20 protein-coding genes are annotated in these 18,915 nt (G+C 41.2%); 9 read left to right on the top strand and 11 right to left on the bottom strand.

The features are described from left to right. The 4 genes from H7U01_RS00005 to H7U01_RS00020 form a co-directional block, all read right to left on the bottom strand. A partial coding sequence (locus tag H7U01_RS00005; RefSeq protein WP_201040777.1) for a Hachiman antiphage defense system protein HamA occupies positions 1-842 on the bottom strand: 842 nt, incomplete at its 3' end. 10 nt (positions 843-852) lie between these two features. Then, positions 853-3,843: a type I restriction endonuclease subunit R gene (locus tag H7U01_RS00010; protein ID WP_201040780.1), complete on the bottom strand. Its 2,991-nt coding sequence runs from the start codon at positions 3,841-3,843 to the stop codon at positions 853-855. Between the two features lie 120 nt (positions 3,844-3,963). Further along, positions 3,964-4,728, bottom strand: coding sequence for an SDR family NAD(P)-dependent oxidoreductase (locus H7U01_RS00015; protein ID WP_037597646.1), 765 nt, complete (start codon positions 4,726-4,728; stop codon positions 3,964-3,966). Between the two features lie 31 nt (positions 4,729-4,759). Further along, the gene (locus tag H7U01_RS00020) at positions 4,760-5,917 is read right to left on the bottom strand and encodes an Mbeg1-like protein (protein ID WP_201040782.1); all 1,158 of its coding nucleotides are present in this window, start codon (positions 5,915-5,917) and stop codon (positions 4,760-4,762) included. Between the two features lie 110 nt (positions 5,918-6,027). Between H7U01_RS00020 and H7U01_RS00025 the strand changes: the two genes are divergently transcribed. After that, entirely contained in the window at positions 6,028-6,654 is a 627-nt protein-coding gene (locus tag H7U01_RS00025; RefSeq protein WP_201040785.1) for a Pr6Pr family membrane protein, read from the top strand. Positions 6,655-6,691: 37 nt separating this feature from the next. Here H7U01_RS00025 and H7U01_RS00030 read toward each other — a convergent pair whose 3' ends face one another. After that, on the bottom strand, positions 6,692-7,534 hold the full coding sequence (locus tag H7U01_RS00030; RefSeq protein ID WP_201040788.1) for an HAD family hydrolase: 843 nt from the start codon (positions 7,532-7,534) through the stop codon (positions 6,692-6,694). 151 nt (positions 7,535-7,685) lie between these two features. Between H7U01_RS00030 and H7U01_RS00035 the strand changes: the two genes are divergently transcribed. The 4 genes from H7U01_RS00035 (at position 7,686) to H7U01_RS00050 (ending at position 10,395) form a co-directional block, all read left to right on the top strand. Further along, a complete protein-coding gene (locus H7U01_RS00035; protein WP_201040791.1) occupies positions 7,686-8,075 on the top strand; it encodes a sodium transporter in 390 nt (129 codons plus the stop codon). A gap of 190 nt (positions 8,076-8,265) precedes the next feature. Then, the gene (locus tag H7U01_RS00040; RefSeq protein WP_037597645.1) at positions 8,266-9,168 is read left to right on the top strand and encodes a glycoside hydrolase family 25 protein; all 903 of its coding nucleotides are present in this window, start codon (positions 8,266-8,268) and stop codon (positions 9,166-9,168) included. 112 nt (positions 9,169-9,280) lie between these two features. Continuing rightward, positions 9,281-9,754: an aminoacyl-tRNA deacylase gene (locus tag H7U01_RS00045; protein ID WP_022495771.1), complete on the top strand. Its 474-nt coding sequence runs from the start codon at positions 9,281-9,283 to the stop codon at positions 9,752-9,754. 2 nt (positions 9,755-9,756) lie between these two features. Next, positions 9,757-10,395 carry a histidine phosphatase family protein gene (locus H7U01_RS00050; RefSeq protein ID WP_049545946.1) on the top strand — a complete coding sequence of 213 codons (639 nt, stop codon included), beginning with the start codon at positions 9,757-9,759 and terminating at the stop codon, positions 10,393-10,395. 99 nt (positions 10,396-10,494) lie between these two features. Here H7U01_RS00050 and H7U01_RS00055 read toward each other — a convergent pair whose 3' ends face one another. The 4 genes from H7U01_RS00055 to H7U01_RS00070 form a co-directional block, all read right to left on the bottom strand. Next, complete coding sequence (locus H7U01_RS00055; RefSeq protein ID WP_201040794.1) at positions 10,495-10,914, bottom strand: hypothetical protein; 420 nt, start codon at positions 10,912-10,914, stop codon at positions 10,495-10,497. Between the two features lie 57 nt (positions 10,915-10,971). Next, positions 10,972-11,874, bottom strand: coding sequence for an HAD family hydrolase (locus H7U01_RS00060; protein ID WP_037600396.1), 903 nt, complete (start codon positions 11,872-11,874; stop codon positions 10,972-10,974). A gap of 319 nt (positions 11,875-12,193) precedes the next feature. Then, positions 12,194-12,673 carry a hypothetical protein gene (locus H7U01_RS00065; protein ID WP_002885961.1) on the bottom strand — a complete coding sequence of 160 codons (480 nt, stop codon included), beginning with the start codon at positions 12,671-12,673 and terminating at the stop codon, positions 12,194-12,196. A 13-nt stretch (positions 12,674-12,686) separates the two neighbouring features. Beyond that, the gene (locus H7U01_RS00070) at positions 12,687-13,994 is read right to left on the bottom strand and encodes a LysM peptidoglycan-binding domain-containing protein (RefSeq protein ID WP_070476417.1); all 1,308 of its coding nucleotides are present in this window, start codon (positions 13,992-13,994) and stop codon (positions 12,687-12,689) included. A gap of 227 nt (positions 13,995-14,221) precedes the next feature. Here H7U01_RS00070 and lysS point away from each other — a divergent pair, with 227 nt between their 5' ends. Together lysS and H7U01_RS00080 are read left to right on the top strand one after the other, a co-directional pair. Next, entirely contained in the window at positions 14,222-15,712 is a 1,491-nt protein-coding gene (gene lysS / locus H7U01_RS00075) for a lysine--tRNA ligase (RefSeq protein ID WP_070476419.1), read from the top strand. Positions 15,713-15,764: 52 nt separating this feature from the next. Then, positions 15,765-16,310 (top strand): hypothetical protein, encoded by a 546-nt coding sequence (locus H7U01_RS00080; protein WP_175061731.1) that lies wholly within the window; start codon positions 15,765-15,767, stop codon positions 16,308-16,310. Positions 16,311-16,349: 39 nt separating this feature from the next. On the opposite strand, the gene H7U01_RS00085 is transcribed toward H7U01_RS00080, so the two are convergent. Continuing rightward, entirely contained in the window at positions 16,350-16,658 is a 309-nt protein-coding gene (locus H7U01_RS00085; protein WP_183139564.1) for a hypothetical protein, read from the bottom strand. 206 nt (positions 16,659-16,864) lie between these two features. On the opposite strand from H7U01_RS00085, the gene H7U01_RS00090 reads away from it, so the two are divergent. After that, positions 16,865-18,199: an Nramp family divalent metal transporter gene (locus H7U01_RS00090; RefSeq protein ID WP_070655193.1), complete on the top strand. Its 1,335-nt coding sequence runs from the start codon at positions 16,865-16,867 to the stop codon at positions 18,197-18,199. A gap of 36 nt (positions 18,200-18,235) precedes the next feature. Here H7U01_RS00090 and H7U01_RS00095 read toward each other — a convergent pair whose 3' ends face one another. Continuing rightward, complete coding sequence (locus tag H7U01_RS00095) at positions 18,236-18,448, bottom strand: YdbC family protein (protein WP_002886106.1); 213 nt, start codon at positions 18,446-18,448, stop codon at positions 18,236-18,238. Between the two features lie 124 nt (positions 18,449-18,572). Between H7U01_RS00095 and H7U01_RS00100 the strand changes: the two genes are divergently transcribed. Next, positions 18,573-18,857 (top strand): hypothetical protein, encoded by a 285-nt coding sequence (locus tag H7U01_RS00100; protein ID WP_022495932.1) that lies wholly within the window; start codon positions 18,573-18,575, stop codon positions 18,855-18,857. Positions 18,858-18,915 lie beyond the last annotated feature (58 nt).

An 18,915-nucleotide genomic window follows, 5' to 3' on the forward strand; every position in this document is an offset into this window, starting at 1 on the left:
TTTTTAAAGTAAGTAAATTTACCTTTTGAGACCGCTTTTCTTCTTCCATTAGTTATCCTCTTTAAAAACATCAATCTACTTAAATATATTATTATTTTTTTATACGTTTCTTTCTGAATTGCAATTATTTTTATTTGGCTATAGACTTTTTTTCCTAGAAACTTATTGTAAATATCTTCAACATCACTACTGGAAATCTGCGAAATTTTCAAAGATGAAAAAACTATACCCGCAAAAACCACATTCTTGTCTTTGCTTTCATGAGTATTACTTGATTTTTCAAGCAAATCTATAACAATTTGTTTTTCATCACTTTTTTTTACGGAAGAACGAACAGATCTAATTGCATTTAACCATAATTGTGAGTTTTTCATATTTAATCGACTATTCAGATCTCGTTGAGCAGCATTCAGACGTTCGCGAATTTTTTTAGTAGCATCCTGTTGAACACTGGGAACCCCTGCTTTGGATTCAATTATCCATACAACTTCATCAGTATCATGTGCAATAATATCAAATCCCTTCTTCACATTTCTTTCTTCCATGTTAAAAAAAGGAGAAATAATTTCTAAATCAGTATATTCTCTGATTAAAAGATTTAAAAGAAACTCACCAATAGCTCCTATTTTTTGATTTTGACCATTAGGTAATCTATAGTTTAGAAATTCTTCTAATGATTCCTCAGTTGAGAAATGTACACTTTTTGATTCGAGAGCATATTCTCCGTGACAGATTACTCTAAATTCACTCTCGATTCTTTCTTTTAATTCCTTGGTAAAAGAAAGAACTTCTAAAATTTGAATATTCTTATTAACAAATCGCTCATTTATTCCAGAAATCATCTTTCCTCCTCTACCTCCCCACTCTCAATGGTTCAATAACCTCTTCAATGAGTTTGGTGTAGGCTTCTTTGATGTGTTTTTTGTAGCTGAGCGGGTTGAGGGCATCAGCTGTTTCTGCTTTGTAGTCTTTGTAGCGTTGGCTCTTAGTAAGCTGGCTTTCTCCAGATTGCTTCTTAGCACCCTTACGATAGTGTTGGACGTAGTAACGAAGTTCATCGAGTCCGACATACCATTCTCTGGCAAAGCGTTTGAGATGGTCATCGATGATGGCTTCAATCATGCTGCCCAAGACGCCAGTGATAGATTGTCCTTGGTAATCTTTAGGATTGGCTTGGACTTCTTTCCACAGGTTTCGGATGATTTCGGCTAGTTTAGGATTGGTGCGTTCCAGACTCTGGATATAGTTATCAACAGTTTCGATATCTTTGTCACTGAGGGCCTGTGGACTATCCTCTTCCTGCTGAATCATACTTTGAATCAAGGTCAGGATGTAAGCATAGTTAATCTCGTCGACTTGGACTGATTCCAGTTCGTAGTGGATATCAAAGAGATTATCATCACCATCGTCTTCAGCTCGGCTTTTGAGCTCTGCTAGGATATTTTGATAGATTCCTAGATAGGTTTCGAGCTTTTCATCTGATAGTCCTGTCTCCGCATAGATAGCCGCTTCATCGTATTCGCTATAGACACGGATAGATGCCAGATACTTGTCAAAGGTTTGGTAAGCCTTGGCAATACGACGGAGTTGTGGGCTAGTGGCCTGCTCAATCGTGATGACATAGTTTTCCACATCTTCCACTTTTACTTGGAAGTCGATCCAGGCTTGGATAAAGTTTGCTTTTTCCTCATCCCAGGCTGGGGCAGTGACATCATTTTCACCACCGTTTGAGTAGAGTCTAAGGGCGTTATCCACAGCCTCTTTAAAGGCCTCTGGCCTTTGGAAGGTGATGATATGGCCATAACGCTTTTTACTGTCAAAGATACGGTTGGTGCGACTAAAGGCTTGAATCAAATCCTGTGGACGCATGGGCTTACGGTCGATGAAGAGAGTGGATAAACATGGGGCATCAAAACCGGTCAACAGACGGTCAACGACGATGACCAAATCCAACTGCTCATTACGAGGAATGTATTTGTCTAACTTTCTGGCTAAACGATTATTGATATCCGTGTTAAAGCCACGCAAATCAGCCATAGTAAAATGGGTCCCATACTCTTGATTGTAGTCGTCCATGACCTGCTTCATGTGCTCTTGGTAGCCGATAGATTCTTCTTCATTTTCCGACACAGAGTAAGTGACTGTCACCTTTGGAAAATCAGGTAACACGCGCTTAACCCGCTCTGACACCTTGACACGTTCCTGTCCTGCCTTGATACTCTTGAGCAGATTGTAATAGGCCTGTGCCTGTGGAATGGACTTAACGGTTAAGATAGCCTCGTAGGTCTTGCCTACACCATTTGGAAAGCCCAACTGTTGATAACTTTTGTTTAGGATAGCATCCAAGACTTCTAGCATGTGCTCTTTATCTTCATAGACAGAGTCAGGAAGGTCTTCTTCAGGAATCGGCGAAATAATGGTATTACGATAGTCAACCTTAAAGCCAAGGACTGCCCCGTCATGAATGGCTTCTTTGACCGTATACTCATGGAGGCGTTCACCATATTGTTGGTGGGTGGTTTGTGCCAAATCACCTAATTGCTTACGTTTATTTTCCTTGAAAATCGGTGTTCCTGTAAAGCCATACCAGAGCGAATTGTGGAAAAAGCCCTTGATGTCTTTTTGGGTCTGAGGCGTGACCGCACGGTGACATTCATCCACAACAAAAGCCACACGGAGGTCCTTGATTTTCTCCGAATCCTTTTGGTATTTACCTTCTTGGAACTTGCGCATCATGGTAGTGATTTTCTGGATAGTCGTCACAATCACACGCTTATCATTTCCAGCCAAACGCTTAACCAAATCATGGGTATTGTCCGTTTCATCAATATCTATGACATCATTAGCGGCGTAGGAAAGGAAGGAAGACGTCGTCTGCTGGTCAAGGTCCCTACGGTCCACGACGAAGATTGTCTTTTGAATGGCTGGAATCTGCAAGAGGTTGCGAGCCACCTTGTAGGAGGTTAGGGTCTTACCAGAACCTGTGGTATGCCAGATATAGCCTGATTCCTGACGGCGAGAGGCATCTTGAACAGACTCGATGGCATGGATTTGATAAGGACGTAAGAGGATGAGAGCTTTTTTACTATCATCAATGACGGAATACTGCATCACCATCTGATGGGCACGTGGAATAGATAGGACCTCATGGGCAAAGTCCATGAGACTGGTCATGGGTTTATTATCTTTATCCACCCAAGATGTCAAAAATTGTTTATTGAGCTTATCTTCTCGTGCAGCTGCGATATAACGTGTATCAACCTTATTAGTCACAACAAACATCTGAAGGGCAGAATAGATGCCACGTAACTTTCCTTCACGGTCATACTTTTTGATTTGATGAAAGGCATCCAAAAAGGCCACACGAGGACTCTTGAGCTCAATGTGGATAAGAGGAAGTCCATTAATCATCAGCGTCGTATCTAAACGACGGTCCTGATCTTGTGGGTAGGCCTTGTCACGTTCCACCTGATTGACCACTTCGTAACTGGATTTTCCAGCAGCGATATTATCACGCCAGATGACAGAAAGTCGGATAGTCCCAAGGCTAGCATCTTCACGCTGTACCTCGACTTTAGCAATACCATTTTCACCCGCCAACCACTTAGCAGCTTCATAATAGTTAATGAAGTTAAGCTGGTTCTTAATTTGGCGCTTCTCCCGCTCGGTCAAGGGATGGTCAGCAAGTAGGGCAACGTTATTTTGCGCTAACTTTTCAAAAAAGTTGTCCCATAATTGACCTTCATTTTTTAAGTCTGGGCGATAGGTCCACTGGCTCTCACCAGAGGTTAATTGCTCGATTAATTGACGTTCTATCTCAAGTTCTGGAGTAACTGCTGGCATGACTTATCCTTTCAACATTGTCGTAATCCCTTACATTATAGCATTTTCACGGGTTCTTTCATAGTTTTGGGAAAATTCGAACAAAAAAACACAGCTTGGTGCCATGTTTTTATCTTCTATTTATTCCCCCCTATGAATGGTAAACCCTGTGGCTTGTTGGTTAGCCATAATGGTCATGTCTGAAACCTGGACGCGTCGTGGTTGCTTGGTGACATAGAGGACAGCATCCGCAATATCTTGGGCTTGGAGGGCTTCCAAACCTTGATAGACCTTGGCTGCCTTGTCCTTGTCCCCGTGAAAGCGAACTTGTGAAAAGTCGGTCTCAACGATACCGGGCTGAATGGTTGTCACCTTGATATCTGTGGCAATGGTATCAATACGCAAACCATCGCTGAAAGTTTTCACTGCGGCTTTTGTAGCTGAATACACAGCTGCACCTGCATAGGCATAGATACCCGCCGTAGAGCCCATATTGATGATATGGCCCTCATTGGCAGCTACCATGCTTGGCAAAATCTGACGTGTCACCATCATCAAGCCCTTGACATTGGTGTCGAGCATGGTCAGCAGATCCCACTCCTCATAGTCTTGATAGGCTGTTAGACCTAGTGCCAAGCCTGCATTATTGACTAAAACATGGACTTGCCCCACACTTTTGAGAATGGCTTGGCAAACATCCTTGACCATGTCCATATCGGTAACATCTAGTGCAAAGGTCCAAACTTTTTGATTGGGATAGGTTGCTTGGAGCTCTTCTTTCAAGGCTTGAAGACGCTCCACACGGCGACCTGTTAGGATGAGATTTTCTCCCTCTTTAGCAAAGGCACGCGCCGTTGCTTCGCCAATTCCTGATGTTGCTCCTGTAATAAGTACGTTTTTAGGCATGATATCCTCCACTCCTATAGTCCAGCTGCCCCTAATCGTTATTTGTCAATTCACCCAACTTCTTGATAAAGTCAGGAAGTTCAAGCTTGGGCAGGGTAGATTTTTTATTTCCTGACTTCCAAAATATCCAGAGTAACTGGTTGAAACCGTCTTGCAAGACCTTCTTTTGTTGGTCAGTAAGATTGCCAAATTCTTGCAACAACTGACCTAACTTAGGGAGAGTTTTGATACTAATATCGTCTAGACTCTCAATTCCTGAATCAAGGATGGTATCAAAAACCAAATCGCAAACTTGCTTGAGTTCTTGATTGGGCAAGGTCTCAATCCACTCTTGGAAGGTTTCTTCCAAACGTTGACTCAACTCTGTTGGCTGGTCCTCATAAACAAAATCATTTGCCACTAAATCAACCTCCCAAGTCAAGGCGTTATGTTGAGCAAATCCAATGCCTTCTGCTGCGACTAGCTGGGCGGGCCTATCCCAATAGAGCATAACCCCCACAACAGAATCTTGAGGTCTAATAACTGTCATCCTGGCTTTTAACTCTTGGTAAGAAGGCTTCTCTAAGAGGGACTTCATCAAGCCTGGTGAATCTAGGAGCAAAAGCTCTGCTATTTGCTCACGTAGAGCAGTCGAGCTTTGAACAGCCGAATAGAGGGCAAGATTACCACCCTTGGAATGTCCAGAAACAGCGATATGGCCACTGAGTTTTGGCAAGTGCTCAGACAAAAAGGCAAGAGCTGATCGATGGGCTGGAATTTCCCTACTGTAGGTCAGCTGAAAATCCTCCTTCCAGCCAATGACGCTATCATCTGTCCCACGAAAAACAATCTGCTGGTAGTCCAGTTCAGGCAGGCTAAAAATCATGGCTGCAAACTGCTTTTCGACTTCCTTGTCCAAGACACTACAGTAGTCACTTAGATTAAGTCCAGCGAAACGCTTCGACCTGACCATGGCTTCAGCCAAATCTACCCGTTCCTTAGTCACCATGAAGGTATACTCAGGATTTAGCTCTTTACCCTCGGCATAGTCATGTAAATTGATGGTTTTCTGTAAATCACTTGCTGTGAGGCATTTCTCATAAGTCAGGTAGCCAATTTCATTGATACAAACCTTATCCAAGATATTGAGAGGCTCTTGATCAAAGGTAAGTTCCTTTACCTTTTCAAGATAATCGATTAGATTGGACATAGTAATCTCCTTGAAGTCTTTCTTACTTTGATTTTACTAGAATTTTCAAAAAATTGTTAGTGAAAAATGTGATATGATAAGAGAGATTATTTATTAGGAAAAGGAAGCTTATGACTATTTCACGATTTTACCGTATTTTACTAGCTCTTTGTGGACTGGTAGGAGTCTCTATCCAAATCCATGATGATGGTTGGGGCATGTTGCTCTACTACACCGTTTTATCCAATATCCTCGTCTTTTCTAGTTTGATTTTCTTTATCATCTATGACTTTAAAAAAGGGGATGCGACGACTAACACAAAACTCTTGCGTTTCAAGGGTGGCGTAACCATGGCCATCCTCATCACTGGAGTCATCTATCACATCCTCTTGGCTCCTATTACAGAACCTGAGAAATTCTGGACCCTCCGCAATTTCTTGGTTCACTATATTGTCCCTTGGGGATTGGTGCTTGATACCCTCATTTTCGATGCTAAGAAAGCCTACCGTCTCCGTGAGCCAATTTACTGGTCAGTGGTCCCTCTGTCTTACTTTGCCTTCGCCCTTCTAAATGGCTTGGCTCTAAAACTCCCAATCCCAGGTGCCAAAGATAGCCCCTTCGCCTACTTCTTTATCAATGTCAATAAATTTGGTTGGAACAAGGTCTTGGTAAATGTCCTAGTCATCAGTGCCGGGTATATCGCTGTCGGCTATCTCTTGTACCTCTTGAAAAAATTTATCGGTCGTAAACCAGCATAAAACACAAACTGAGCTCCCAAACGGAACTCAGTTTTTTCTATTGCAATAAACCCAATTTCTCAAAAGCCTTGTAGAGGCCATCAGCTTCGACATCGTCTGTGATTAGGTCTGCCATAGCTAAGATTTCCGGCCCACCATTTCCCATGGCAACCCCGACCTCACAGTATTCCAACATAGGGATATCAATCTTGGCATCGCCAAAAGCAATGGTCTCCGAACGCTCAGCCCCCAAATGCTCCAAAAGGACATCGATGGCATGGGCCTTGTTAATATCCTTAACACCTAGATCACCAAACAAGGCTGTTTCACCTCGACCTCCCCAAGTATGGGCTTCAAGCTGTGGAAAAGCTTCTTTTGAATCTAGATGGTCCTGATAGGATTCTAAAACGAAACTGACCTTGTTTAGGTCATCACGGTAGAGTTCCCCACCATACTGAAGACCATGAAGAAAATCTTCTGGTTCCTTACCAGCGACAGACTCTTCTGACTGCCCCTTTTGAATAGCGTAAGTCTTAAGTGTCTCACGTGCCCGCTCCCGAAAATCAGGACTGGCAAAGAGACCATTATTGCTCTCAAGATAAAAAGCTAGATGACGTTGGGTCAACCAATCCACAATCTTAGCCGCATCTTCCTTAGAAATCAGCTGATGCATGAGGACTTGACCATGATGCTCTACATAAGAGCCATTACCACCAATCATCCCATCCAAGCCAATTTCCCATAATTCTGGTTGCATTTCTGCCTTACTACGACCAGTACAAACATAGACCAGATGGCCCTTTTCACGGACCTGACGAATAGCCTTGATTGCTGACTCTGGAATGCGGTTATGATAATCCACCAAGGTCCCATCAACATCTAGAAAAATAAGTTTTGACATGTTTTCACCTCGAGTCTTCTTTTACTTTATTATACCCTGATAATGCGACAAGAGATACTACTATCCTTGGACAAACTGATACTATCCTACGATAGTATAGTCTCCAATCCAATGCATTGCCATTTTGCATGAAAGAAGCTATGATGAAAGTATGAATGATTTAAAAACACTACTGGATTACCTGCCCTATAAATTAGCAGCCTATGATGCCCAAGGAAACTTTCTCTATGACAATGGTGGCGCTGACGGTAGTTTCTTCCCCCGTGAGTCTGAAAATCTGCCTGATTGGATCATGTCTGAAGTGCTAGCCTCTCCTACCAAAGAAAGAAGTTATCAGATTCCAACAGACAGTTTTGATCAAGTCCTCATCCAGACCTACCAAGCTGCTATCGACAACGAAGGAAAGGTACTAGGATTTTGGGAAACCATTTATGATTTGAAGCAACCTCTCAAGACCTATCTGGATAACTCTGCTCAAGCTCTTGTCGCCTGGTCTGATGCCACTAGTGGCGCTAGTTTCAAGGAGGAAACTGACTTTTAAGCTAAATTTTTTGCTTTAATAAATGAAAAATTCACTTAATTCAAGACTAGCTCAAAACACCCTTATTCATAAAATGTGCCTAAGTCAGCACTACAAAGGCTTTTTGGAAATCAGTCACTTTAATATCTCTCACAGAATTTATAAACACTCTATTTTGCATTTTTGTGCTATTTAAGGTAGAATGGGAGTAATGAGAAAAAGAATAAAACCGATCGTTGTTTACGTGGTTCTAGCTCTTTTAGGATTAGCATTAGTTATTGCAAATATTCACAATACGTCCAAACAGCAGGCGCATCTCCAAAACGTGAAATCTGCTCTTCCTTATGCTACTACACCAAAAACAACAACCAGTAGTACATCTAGCAGTTCCGACGAGGAGCTGATACTCAATCCCATTATCGATCTTTCGGGGTGGCAACTACCTCAGGATATCGATTACGATGTCTTGTCAAATCATATTTCTGGTGCTATTATCCGCGTCTTCGGTGGATCACAGATTAGTAAGGATAGCAATGCCGCTAGTTCGAATGGGGTCGACAAATCTTTTAAAACACATATCAAAGAACTCAAAAAACGTGACGTTCCAGTTGCCGTCTATTCCTACGCTCAAGGTACTTCTGTTAAAGAGATGAAGGAAGAAGCTCGTATTTTCTACAAAAATGCTTCTCCATACAAACCTACTTATTACTGGATCGACGTTGAAGAAGAAACCATGTCCAACATGGAGCAAGGTGTCCAAGCCTTTCTCGCTGAGCTCAAACGTCTAGGAGCTGAAAACGTTGGTCTCTATATTGGTGCTTATTTCATGCTTGAGCAAGAAGTTTCAACTAAAAACTTTGATGCTGTTTGGATTCCAGCCTACGGTACCGATTCTGGTTATTATGAGGCTCTACCAAATACTGAAATCGACTATGACCTTCACCAGTATACGTCACAAGGAAGCCTGCCTGGTTTCGATAATATCCTAGATCTTAACCAAATCAATCCTGAGAAAAACAAACGTAAAACCTTTGAAAAACTCTTTGGTAAGATTAAGCAAAAACCAACTAAAAATAAGAAGACTACTTCGACAAGTTCATCTAGTAGTCAGTAAAAACCAGTGTCTAAGGCACTGGTTTTCTTCTTGTCAAATTGGCTTAGGCGTGCTCGGATGAATGTGTTATAATGGATGGTAGAAATGTATAACTTTAAAAGGAGATATGACAATGGCTAAGAAAGGCAAAGTCAAGAAGACCTTGGTTGACCAAATTCTTGATAAAGCTAATATTGACCATGATAGCTTATCCTTCAATGGTTTAGAAGGGGAGCTTCCAGAAGATGTGGCGCGTGAGAGCATTTATAAAACCCTCGCCCTTAAGGGAGATAAGACAGGACCAGTCATCGGCATCGTCCCTATCACCGAACACCTGTCTGAAAAGAAATTAGCTAAAATTTCAGGGAACAAGAAAGTTCAAATGATTCCACAAAAGGATCTCCAAAAAACAACTGGCTATGTTCACGGAGCTAACAACCCAGTGGGAATTCGCCAAAAGCACAATTTCCCTATTTATATCGATCAATCTGCCCAAGAAGCTGGCTTCCTTATTGTCTCAGCGGGGGAAATTGGGCGGTCTATCCGTATCAATAGTCAAGATCTTGCTGATTTTGTTAATGCTGAATTTGCTGATATTAAGGAGTAATCATGAAACTGTATTTTGTACGTCACGGTAAAACTGAGTGGAACTTGGAAGGCCGACTTCAAGGCGCCAAGGGAGACTCGCCTTTGCTTAAAGAATCTATCGAACAAGTACGAGAGTTAGGTCACTATCTCAGTGACACACATTTTGACTTAATCTTCTCAAGTGACCTACCACGTGCTAAAAAAACCACTGAACTCATCATGGAGTCTCAAAAGCCTAAAGCTAAAGTTACCTACACTAAAGCTCTGCGTGAATGGCAACTTGGTAAACTGGAAGGGCAAAAAATTGCACTCGTTCAGGCCATCTATCCAAAAGAAATGGATGCTTTCCGTCATAACCTAGCCAACTTCCGTGCTAATGACTTCCAAGCTGAGTCTGTCTACCAGACAACCAAACGTGTGGCCGAATTTATTAAAACACTTAAAGATAGTGATGCTAAAAATGTCCTCATCGTAGGTCACGGAGCTAACTTAACGGCTTCTATCCGTACCCTCCTTGGTTTTGAACCTGGTCTTCTTCGTAAGGCAGGCGGTCTTGACAATGCTTCTGTCACTATTCTCGAAACCAATGATTTTGAGCACTTCACTCTTAAATGTTGGAATGATACGTCCTATATGGATGAACAAAACAAGATCAGCTAAATCAGCGACTGACTTCATAAGACAAGCGATCCTTAACAAGGGTCGCTTTTTAGCACTCAAAAAGCTCTTAAATCGATTGCTTTAAGAGCTTCACTTCCATTATTTCCACTTCGGTTCATCTGGCAAACGATTTAATTCGACACCAAAGTCTCGAGCCAAGTCCTCTAGTTCATTTTCAAAATCGTCTAGTTCCTGTGAGACAAAATCATACTGTCCTTCAGACAATAAACGCTTAAAACGAAGACCACGACTCAAAACAAATTCCATTTCTATTTGGACCGTTCTGTGTACATGTTCCCAATAGTTGTTAGCAAACCCTCTTTGCTTTTCTTCAGCATTAAGGTGGTCTACTAATGCATAATAGGAATCCCAAGCAACGCCCTTCATCTGCTCTGCATCTCTAATACCTTCGAAGAGATCGTCACGTTTGGCTTCGAGAGCTTCTACCTCTTTTCTCAAAGCATCACGTTCAGCACTTAGTGCTTCAATATCATGTTTTAAGTTGTTGATTTCTACCATTTTCAAACTCCTTATCTCACGTTCTAGACAATAAAACGGCCATACGAGGCCGCTCTATTATCTTCCATATTTCATACGAAGGATTTTTTCCTGGTTCGCATTCAAACGAAGAAGGATAACCACTTTATCAATACTCATATTGCTCTCAAGAAGACGTTCAGCCGCCATCATAAGACCATTATTGATACCTAGTTGAAGGACTGGATTTTCATTATCATTGATATCAAAGATATATTTGTTATTTGGAAGATCGAAAAGGACTTTTACCGCTCCAAAGAGTTGCTCAAAATTGTCGATTTCCAAGTCGAAGACTGGCTTAGTACCTGGTTTGAGGCTACGTCCACGGTGGTTAAACCACATAGAATGCCAGCCACCATTGAAGGCACCCATGACATCATTGTCATAAGAATCTCCAACATAGAGCGTCGTCGATGGATTCATGTCAAATTGTTCAGCTGCGAGATTGAAGATTTCCTTCTCAGGCTTTTGGAAACCTGTCGCCTGACTGACGATGACACGCTTAGGATCAACGTAATCATAAAGTCCCAACTTCTTAACCTTTTTAAGTTGGTGTTCTGTTGGTCCATTGGTAATAATCCCCATAGGCACATTTTTTTCCTTGAGGAAATCAAGGGTCATGCGCATCTCATCAAGCATGGTGATGTTTTCCAACTCATGCTCGTAAACCTCTTGGAAATGGTTGCCCGTTTCTTCATCAATTTCACGGTAGCCAAACTCCAAAAGGGTCTCTTTACAGCGCCAAAAACGGAAATACTCGGTTGTCCACTCACCTGCCATTACACGTGGAAAACCAACATCAGAATAGTGGCGGAAACGAATGTAGGCTTGATTCATGTGACTCATATCAAAGTCAGGGAAACATTTTTCCATGGCAATACGATAAGGTGCCTGTTGGTCATAAATAGTATCGTCAACGTCAAAAACAATAGAGGTAATCATCTGTCCGTTCTTTCTTATATCATTCTCTTGTCAGAGACTTAGGTAAATTAAGGGGTCTAACAACTAAACTGAAACATCAGACACTCCTAGTGAAATACTAAGTCTTGCAAAAGTAAGCTTTAAGTCAACTGTCTTGTGGCAATCTTACTCGTCTGTTTTTTATCTGAATGCAATTGCCCAAACAGTCTTATTATACCGTTTTTGCCCTTTCTTTTCAATTTTTGACCCCACTTAAGAAAAGATTATTTGTGTTTTGAAGATAGAAAAGGGTTTGGAACATTTTGTCCCAAACCTAATGAATCTTGTCATATTCAGACACTTATTTAATTTCTTTGAAGGTCATTTTTTGTTTGACTTCACCCTGACCACCCTTGGCAATCTGGTAATAGAAATCTTTTGATGTGAAGTGGTCACCATAAGCAAAGACCTTGTTGTACTGCCATTGTGACAGTTGATCATCCTCTTTTTTACCAAGAGTCAATGTTGTCTTTGTCACACTGTATTCCCACTTAGCTGTTTGGTCATTATAGGCCTTGTCAAAGTCAGTCTGACTCTTAGCAGCATTAACCACTGTCGTACGATCTTGACTCACAAGTGCCTTGTTCCCACCTTCTTGGAAGGCTACATACATGACACGATTATTGACCTCACCGTTTAGAGTACTTGAGTATTGGTAAACCTTACCAGGTACAACACTATCCAAATGGTGTGTTCCCCAGTAATAGAAAGCACCAAATCCAGCTCCCGTAACCAAGAGACAAGCAAGAACAACACTAATAATGATATTTCTCTTTGACATGTCTTGCCCCTCTCTATTCGTCACCAGTTAGGTCAGAGAAAGTTGCCTCTGAGTCTGTTTCAGTGTGGCTTGAAGAACTTGATGATGAACGTTCAACACTTGATGAACTTGAACTCATGCGTGTTTCTGTTTGAGAATCATCACTTGATGAAGCCTTAGATTCTGAAGATTTCTCAGTGCTTGATGATGAACTTTCTTTTTCCTTGTAAACATCAACGTTGAAAGCCCACTTATCACCCTTATAACTTACCTGAATTTGAGCATATTTTGCCTTAATAAGATCTGACAGCTTACCTCCGTTGCTAAGGGTGTCGTAAATCTTTTCAGCGAGAGCTTTCGCATTAGCTTCCGTTTTGGCACCATCTTTAGGTCCATCAACAATATCTTTAGCTTTTGGCGTTTCACCTTCAAGGTAAAGGGCTTTGCTTTCAGTGTCCTTCTTAGCTGTAGCATTTGCACCATTCTTATCACCTTCATGTGAGAAGAATGTCCATGCAGGACTACCTGAGCGTTTTTGTTGATATACTTGTTCGAATTCACTTTGAACCTTATCTTGGAAAGCATCATCAGTCAATTCTTTTTCCTTAGAACTTTCTGTACTTGCTTTGCTTTCACTACTGCTTGCTGTTGAGCTTGATGCAGAAGATGATGATCCACTTGTTGAGCTTGATGAAGCATCTTTAGATTCTGATGATGTTGAAGATGATTCCTTGCCATCTTTAGAATCTTTAGTATCTTTGTCTTTATCGTTGTTATTGTTAGTCGTGTTGTTTGAGAATGAAACGCTATTGTCAGAATTATCTGGAGCGTAAATCACTGTATTCTTAGAATGGTCATCAGAGACAAATGTGCTGTTATTGATAATCACTCGGTTGTTATCACCGTAGTAGTTGTTGATAACAATCTTAGAATGTGCACAACGGTAACCGTTACCAGTCACATGGTAACCTGCTGGGACATCACCATCACGTTTCAAGATGAGGACATCACCTGCGAAGATAAGATCAATATTCTGAATATTGTTATCGTAGGCTAATTTTTCAATAGAAATTCCAGTTGCTTGAGAGATTCCCCACAAGGTATCTCCCCATTGAATCACGTATTGTTGGCCATCTAACTGCTGTGGATTGATGTTCTGAGTTGTCAAATTATTTGTAATTTGTTCAGGTGTGCTGGCAATCCAGTTTGTAATATCAGCAGCGTGAGCACTTGTTTGATTTTGATAAAAGCTATCTGCTAACACAGATACCGTAGGCATCCCAATGGGTGCTAGTAAAGCGCCAAGCATCACGGCTTTACTAACATAATTTTTCTTTTTCATCGCATTTCCTCCTTATATCATACGAAACTTACTTTGCTATTGTACACCCTTTTTATTATATTTGTCAATAAATTCTATAACTTTCTAATCAAAGGTTAATGCTAGTTAGCGATTTGTCCTAAAAATAGACAAATCCTAGCTTTATTTATCTGACATTTAATCATTTGTCCTATCTTTAGAAGATGATTTATGATACAATAATTACGACTATTTTATGGAGGACTAACATGTCAAATCAACACATGGAAGAATTGAACGATCAACAGATTGTCCGTCGTGAAAAAATGACGGCCTTGGCTGAACAAGGAATCGATCCTTTTGGTAAGCGATTCGAACGCACAGCTACATCTGGTCAATTAAAAGAAAAATACGCTGACAAAACAAAAGAAGAATTGCACGAAATCAACGAAACTGCTACTATCGCAGGTCGTTTGATGACTAAACGTGGTAAAGGTAAAGTTGGCTTCGCCCACATCCAAGACCGCGATGGTCAAATCCAAATCTACGTGCGTAAAGATGCTGTCGGTGAAGAAAACTACGAAATCTTCAAGAAAGCTGACCTTGGTGACTTCCTCGGTATCGAAGGTGAAGTTATGCGTACAGATATGGGAGAACTTTCTATTAAAGCTACTCATATCACACACTTGTCTAAAGCCCTTCGTCCATTGCCTGAGAAATTCCACGGACTTTCAGACGTTGAAACAATCTACCGTAAACGTTACCTCGATTTGATTTCTAACCGTGAAAGCTTTGACCGCTTTGTCACACGTTCAAAAATCATTTCTGAAATCCGTCGCTACCTCGATGCTCAAGGTTTCCTTGAAGTAGAAACACCTGTCCTTCACAATGAAGCTGGTGGTGCTGCTGCTAAACCTTTCATCACTCACCACAATGCACAAAACATCGACATGGTGCTTCGTATTGCGACTGAGCTCCACCTCAAACGCCTCATCGTTGGTGGTATGGAACGCGTTTACGAAATCGGACGTATCTTCCGTAACGAAGGTATGGATGCCACTCACAACCCTGAGTTCACATCTATCGAAGTTTACCAAGCTTACGCTGACTTCCACGATATCATGAACTTGACTGAAGGCATCATCCAACACGCTGCTAAAGCTGTTAAAGGTGACGGACCTATCAACTATCAAGGAACTGAAATCAAGATCAACGAACCATTCAAACGCATCCACATGGTTGACGCTATCAAGGAAATCACTGGCGTTGACTTCTGGCAAGACATGACTTTGGATGAAGCCAAAGCAATCGCTGCTGAAAAGAATGTTCCAGTTGAAAAACACTACACTGAAGTTGGTCACATCATCAACGCCTTCTTCGAAGAATTCGTTGAAGAAACATTGATTCAACCAACATTCGTTTACGGTCACCCAGTTGCTGTGTCTCCATTGGCTAAGAAAAACCCAGAAGACCCACGCTTCACTGACCGTTTCGAACTCTTCATCATGACTAAAGAGTACGGAAATGCCTTCACCGAATTGAACGACCCAATCGATCAATTGTCACGTTTCGAAGCACAAGCTGCTGCTAAAGAACTCGGTGATGACGAAGCAACAGGTATCGACTACGACTACGTTGAAGCCCTTGAATACGGTATGCCGCCAACAGGTGGACTCGGAATCGGTATCGACCGTCTCTGCATGCTCCTCACTGACACAACAACCATCCGTGATGTCTTGTTGTTCCCAACGATGAAATAATAATCATATCCCATTATTTGAATAATGGGATATTTTTATATGAGGTATAAACGTGTTTAAAAAATTGAAGTCCCTTTTTAAGAAAAAATCAACTGTAGTTGAACAGCCTGAGACAAAGAGAGAAGAAAGTCAATTAGACTTTCCCATAGACCGCACAGATTATTTTTTCGATCATGCACTTGTATTCTATTGTGAAGAAAATAATATCCCGTCAGAAAAACTAAGCAAATCAGATATGCTAGAGATTAGCAAAAGAGCTGCCTTTCATCTCAGTGTCTTCGTAGCTTGGCTAGCAAAACATGATTTTCTGAATTCCCAAAGCGATGGATTTAACCTTGAAGATGCACAAAAACTCAAAAACGAAACGATTACGGGTACAGACTATCTCTTTAAACATCTTGATGAAAAACTCTATTCATCTGATATTAGTGACACACTCCTCCCCTTCATCTCTGATTTTTATGAAGATTATATGGATTTTTGTTATACAGTCTTGGTTGATGATGTTGCTAGAACTGAATTTGACTGGAAAATCTATCACTTGGTTGAAGATGATATCGACGAGATGTTCAGTCAATATAAAACTCACATCAATTAATATGAAAAACGCTTCTCTCATCTCGAGAGAAGCATTTTCTTATTTCCAAAATTTTGCTTTTGAAGCTGTGACCCAAGCTGATAGACAAGCTAAAGCTACTACTGCATAGGTAGCGTATTGTTTCGCAGGATAAAGCCAGGCTTTGTTTTCTTCATGCCAGCGAGACTTCCAGAGGCCGATGTAATCGCCCGTCATTCCAGGATTTTTAAGGCGCTCCATGTAGTTGGCAGGTAGGTTATCTGGCTGATTCATCTGCACGTTAACGATAAAGATAACCAAAGCAAGCGCAATGACAACTAGGAGTGCCAGGGTAATCTTTTTCTTAGCTGTTAGTTGAAATGTCTTCAATTATTTTTCTCCCTCATCTATGAAATCATCTACTCTTATAGTTTAATATAAAAAGTCAATTCTGAAAAGGCGTCTATGACACCAATGTCAGATAAGTCAATACCTTTCAAAACCTTGCACATCTTCCTCATAGTGTTATAATAAAATTGTCGGTCTGTCTAGAAATAATGCAACTTTTAGGCAGAATGACTTAGAAAGAGGTGTTTATGACATCTTCAAAAAAGGTTTCCCTTTCTGAGGTAAACCAATCAATAGATACACCAAATAATAATCGTTTTTGGCAAAATCTTAAGGCTTTCTTGGGACCTGGGGCTCTCGTGGCCGTGGGTTACATGGATCCAGGAAACTGGATTACCAGTGTCGTCGGTGGGGCGACCTACAAGTATAGTCTTCTTTTTGTCATCTTAATTTCATCTTTAATCGCTATGCAGTTGCAACAAATGGCTGGAAAGTTAGGAATTGTGACTCAAATGGACCTGGCTCAAGCGACTGCCTACCACTCGCCTAAATGGTTGCGATACACGCTTTGGGTGATTCTGGAGCTTGCCTTAATGGCGACAGATTTGGCTGAGGTGCTTGGTTCTGCCATCGCACTTAACCTGCTCTTTGGTATTCCAATTATGGTTGCCATTCTGGTGACAGTCCTAGATGTCTTCCTACTCCTACTCATCATGAAGCTGGGATTCAAGAAAATCGAGGCTATTGTTTCAACCTTAATTTTGACCATCTTGGTTATCTTTGTCTACTTGGTAGCCTTGTCTGAGCCTAGTATTACGGGAATCCTCGAGGGTTACCTCCCTACGCCAGCGCTCTTTGAGCCACATGCTGCTGGGCACACCAACCAGTTGACTTTGGCACTTGGGATTGTGGGTGCAACCGTTATGCCACATAACCTCTACTTGCACTCATCCTTGTCACAGACTCGTAAGGTTGACTATTCAGATGGTAAAGACGTAACCAAGGCTGTCCGTTTCATGACCTGGGACTCCAACATTCAGTTGACCTTGGCCTTTGTGGTTAACTCCCTCCTCTTGATTTTGGGAGCAGCTCTCTTCTTTGGTCACGCTTCTGATATTTCAGCCTTCTCACAAATGTACAATGCCCTTCAGGACTCTAAGATTGCTGGTGCGGTTGCTAGTTCAACACTTTCAACTCTCTTTGCCTTGGCACTCTTGGCTAGTGGTCAAAACTCTACCATTACTGGTACCCTAACTGGTCAAATTGTCATGGAAGGCTTCCTCCACATGAGGTTACCACAGTGGGTAATTCGTTTGTTCACACGTCTCTTCGCCTTGCTACCTGTTATCATTGTAGCCATTCTCTACGGCGATCAAGAAAAGACACTGGATCAACTCTTGGTTTATTCACAAGTATTCCTTTCAATTGCCTTGCCATTCTCTATTTTCCCTTTGATTTACTATACTTCTAAGAAATCACTCATGGGAAAACACGTCAATGCCAAGTGGAATACCTTCCTTGGTTATGCTATTGCTGTTGTTCTAACCATTCTTAATCTCAAACTTATCTTTGATACGTTTTAAACAAAAAAATAAGGCCAGCGCCATGCTGACCTTGTTTTAGTTTTTGAAGGCGTCAACGAGAACTTGGAATTCTTCGTTGCTGAGGGTAATCCCCTTGCCCATCTTGGTATGGTCTGGACTCCATGTACGGATGTCATATTTAGCCGGTGCGCCATTAAAGCTCACACGATTGAGTTCCTTAGTCCAACCCTTGTCATTCTCAGACAAAACCAAGAGTTTTTCTTCAATTTCAAATGAAAATTCTGCCATTTGCTTACCTCCACTAGCTTTATTCGTTTTTTTCTGTGAAAATTGTCTGTTTTAGAATGAAGTTATCCACAAAAATTCACCTTTCATGCTATAATTATTTTATCAAGAAACGAGGGAAATGACCATGATAAACTTTTTAGAAGCCGTAAAGCATCAGCTTCATCAGTTTGTGGAAATAGGTCACAGCAAACCTGTCCACCTAATGCAGAATCAACTTATTAACGATATCTATCATGCTATTGATCATAATCAAATGGTCATGCTGACATCCAATCAGAAGACCTATAAGGGCTACATCAACCGTTATGACAGGGAGCGACAAGCCATCTTTATCGAGCAAGATAAGATCATCAGCATGATTGAACTTAAAGAAATCAAACGTCTAAAAATCATATCACAACGAGGTTAAGTTTATCAGTTAACCTCGTTTTATTATTAGGTTGACTATTTTAAAACCACTTGCTATA

The sequence above is a fragment of the Streptococcus sp. 21.1 genome, assembly GCF_016648635.1.
GTDB lineage: Bacteria > Bacillota > Bacilli > Lactobacillales > Streptococcaceae > Streptococcus.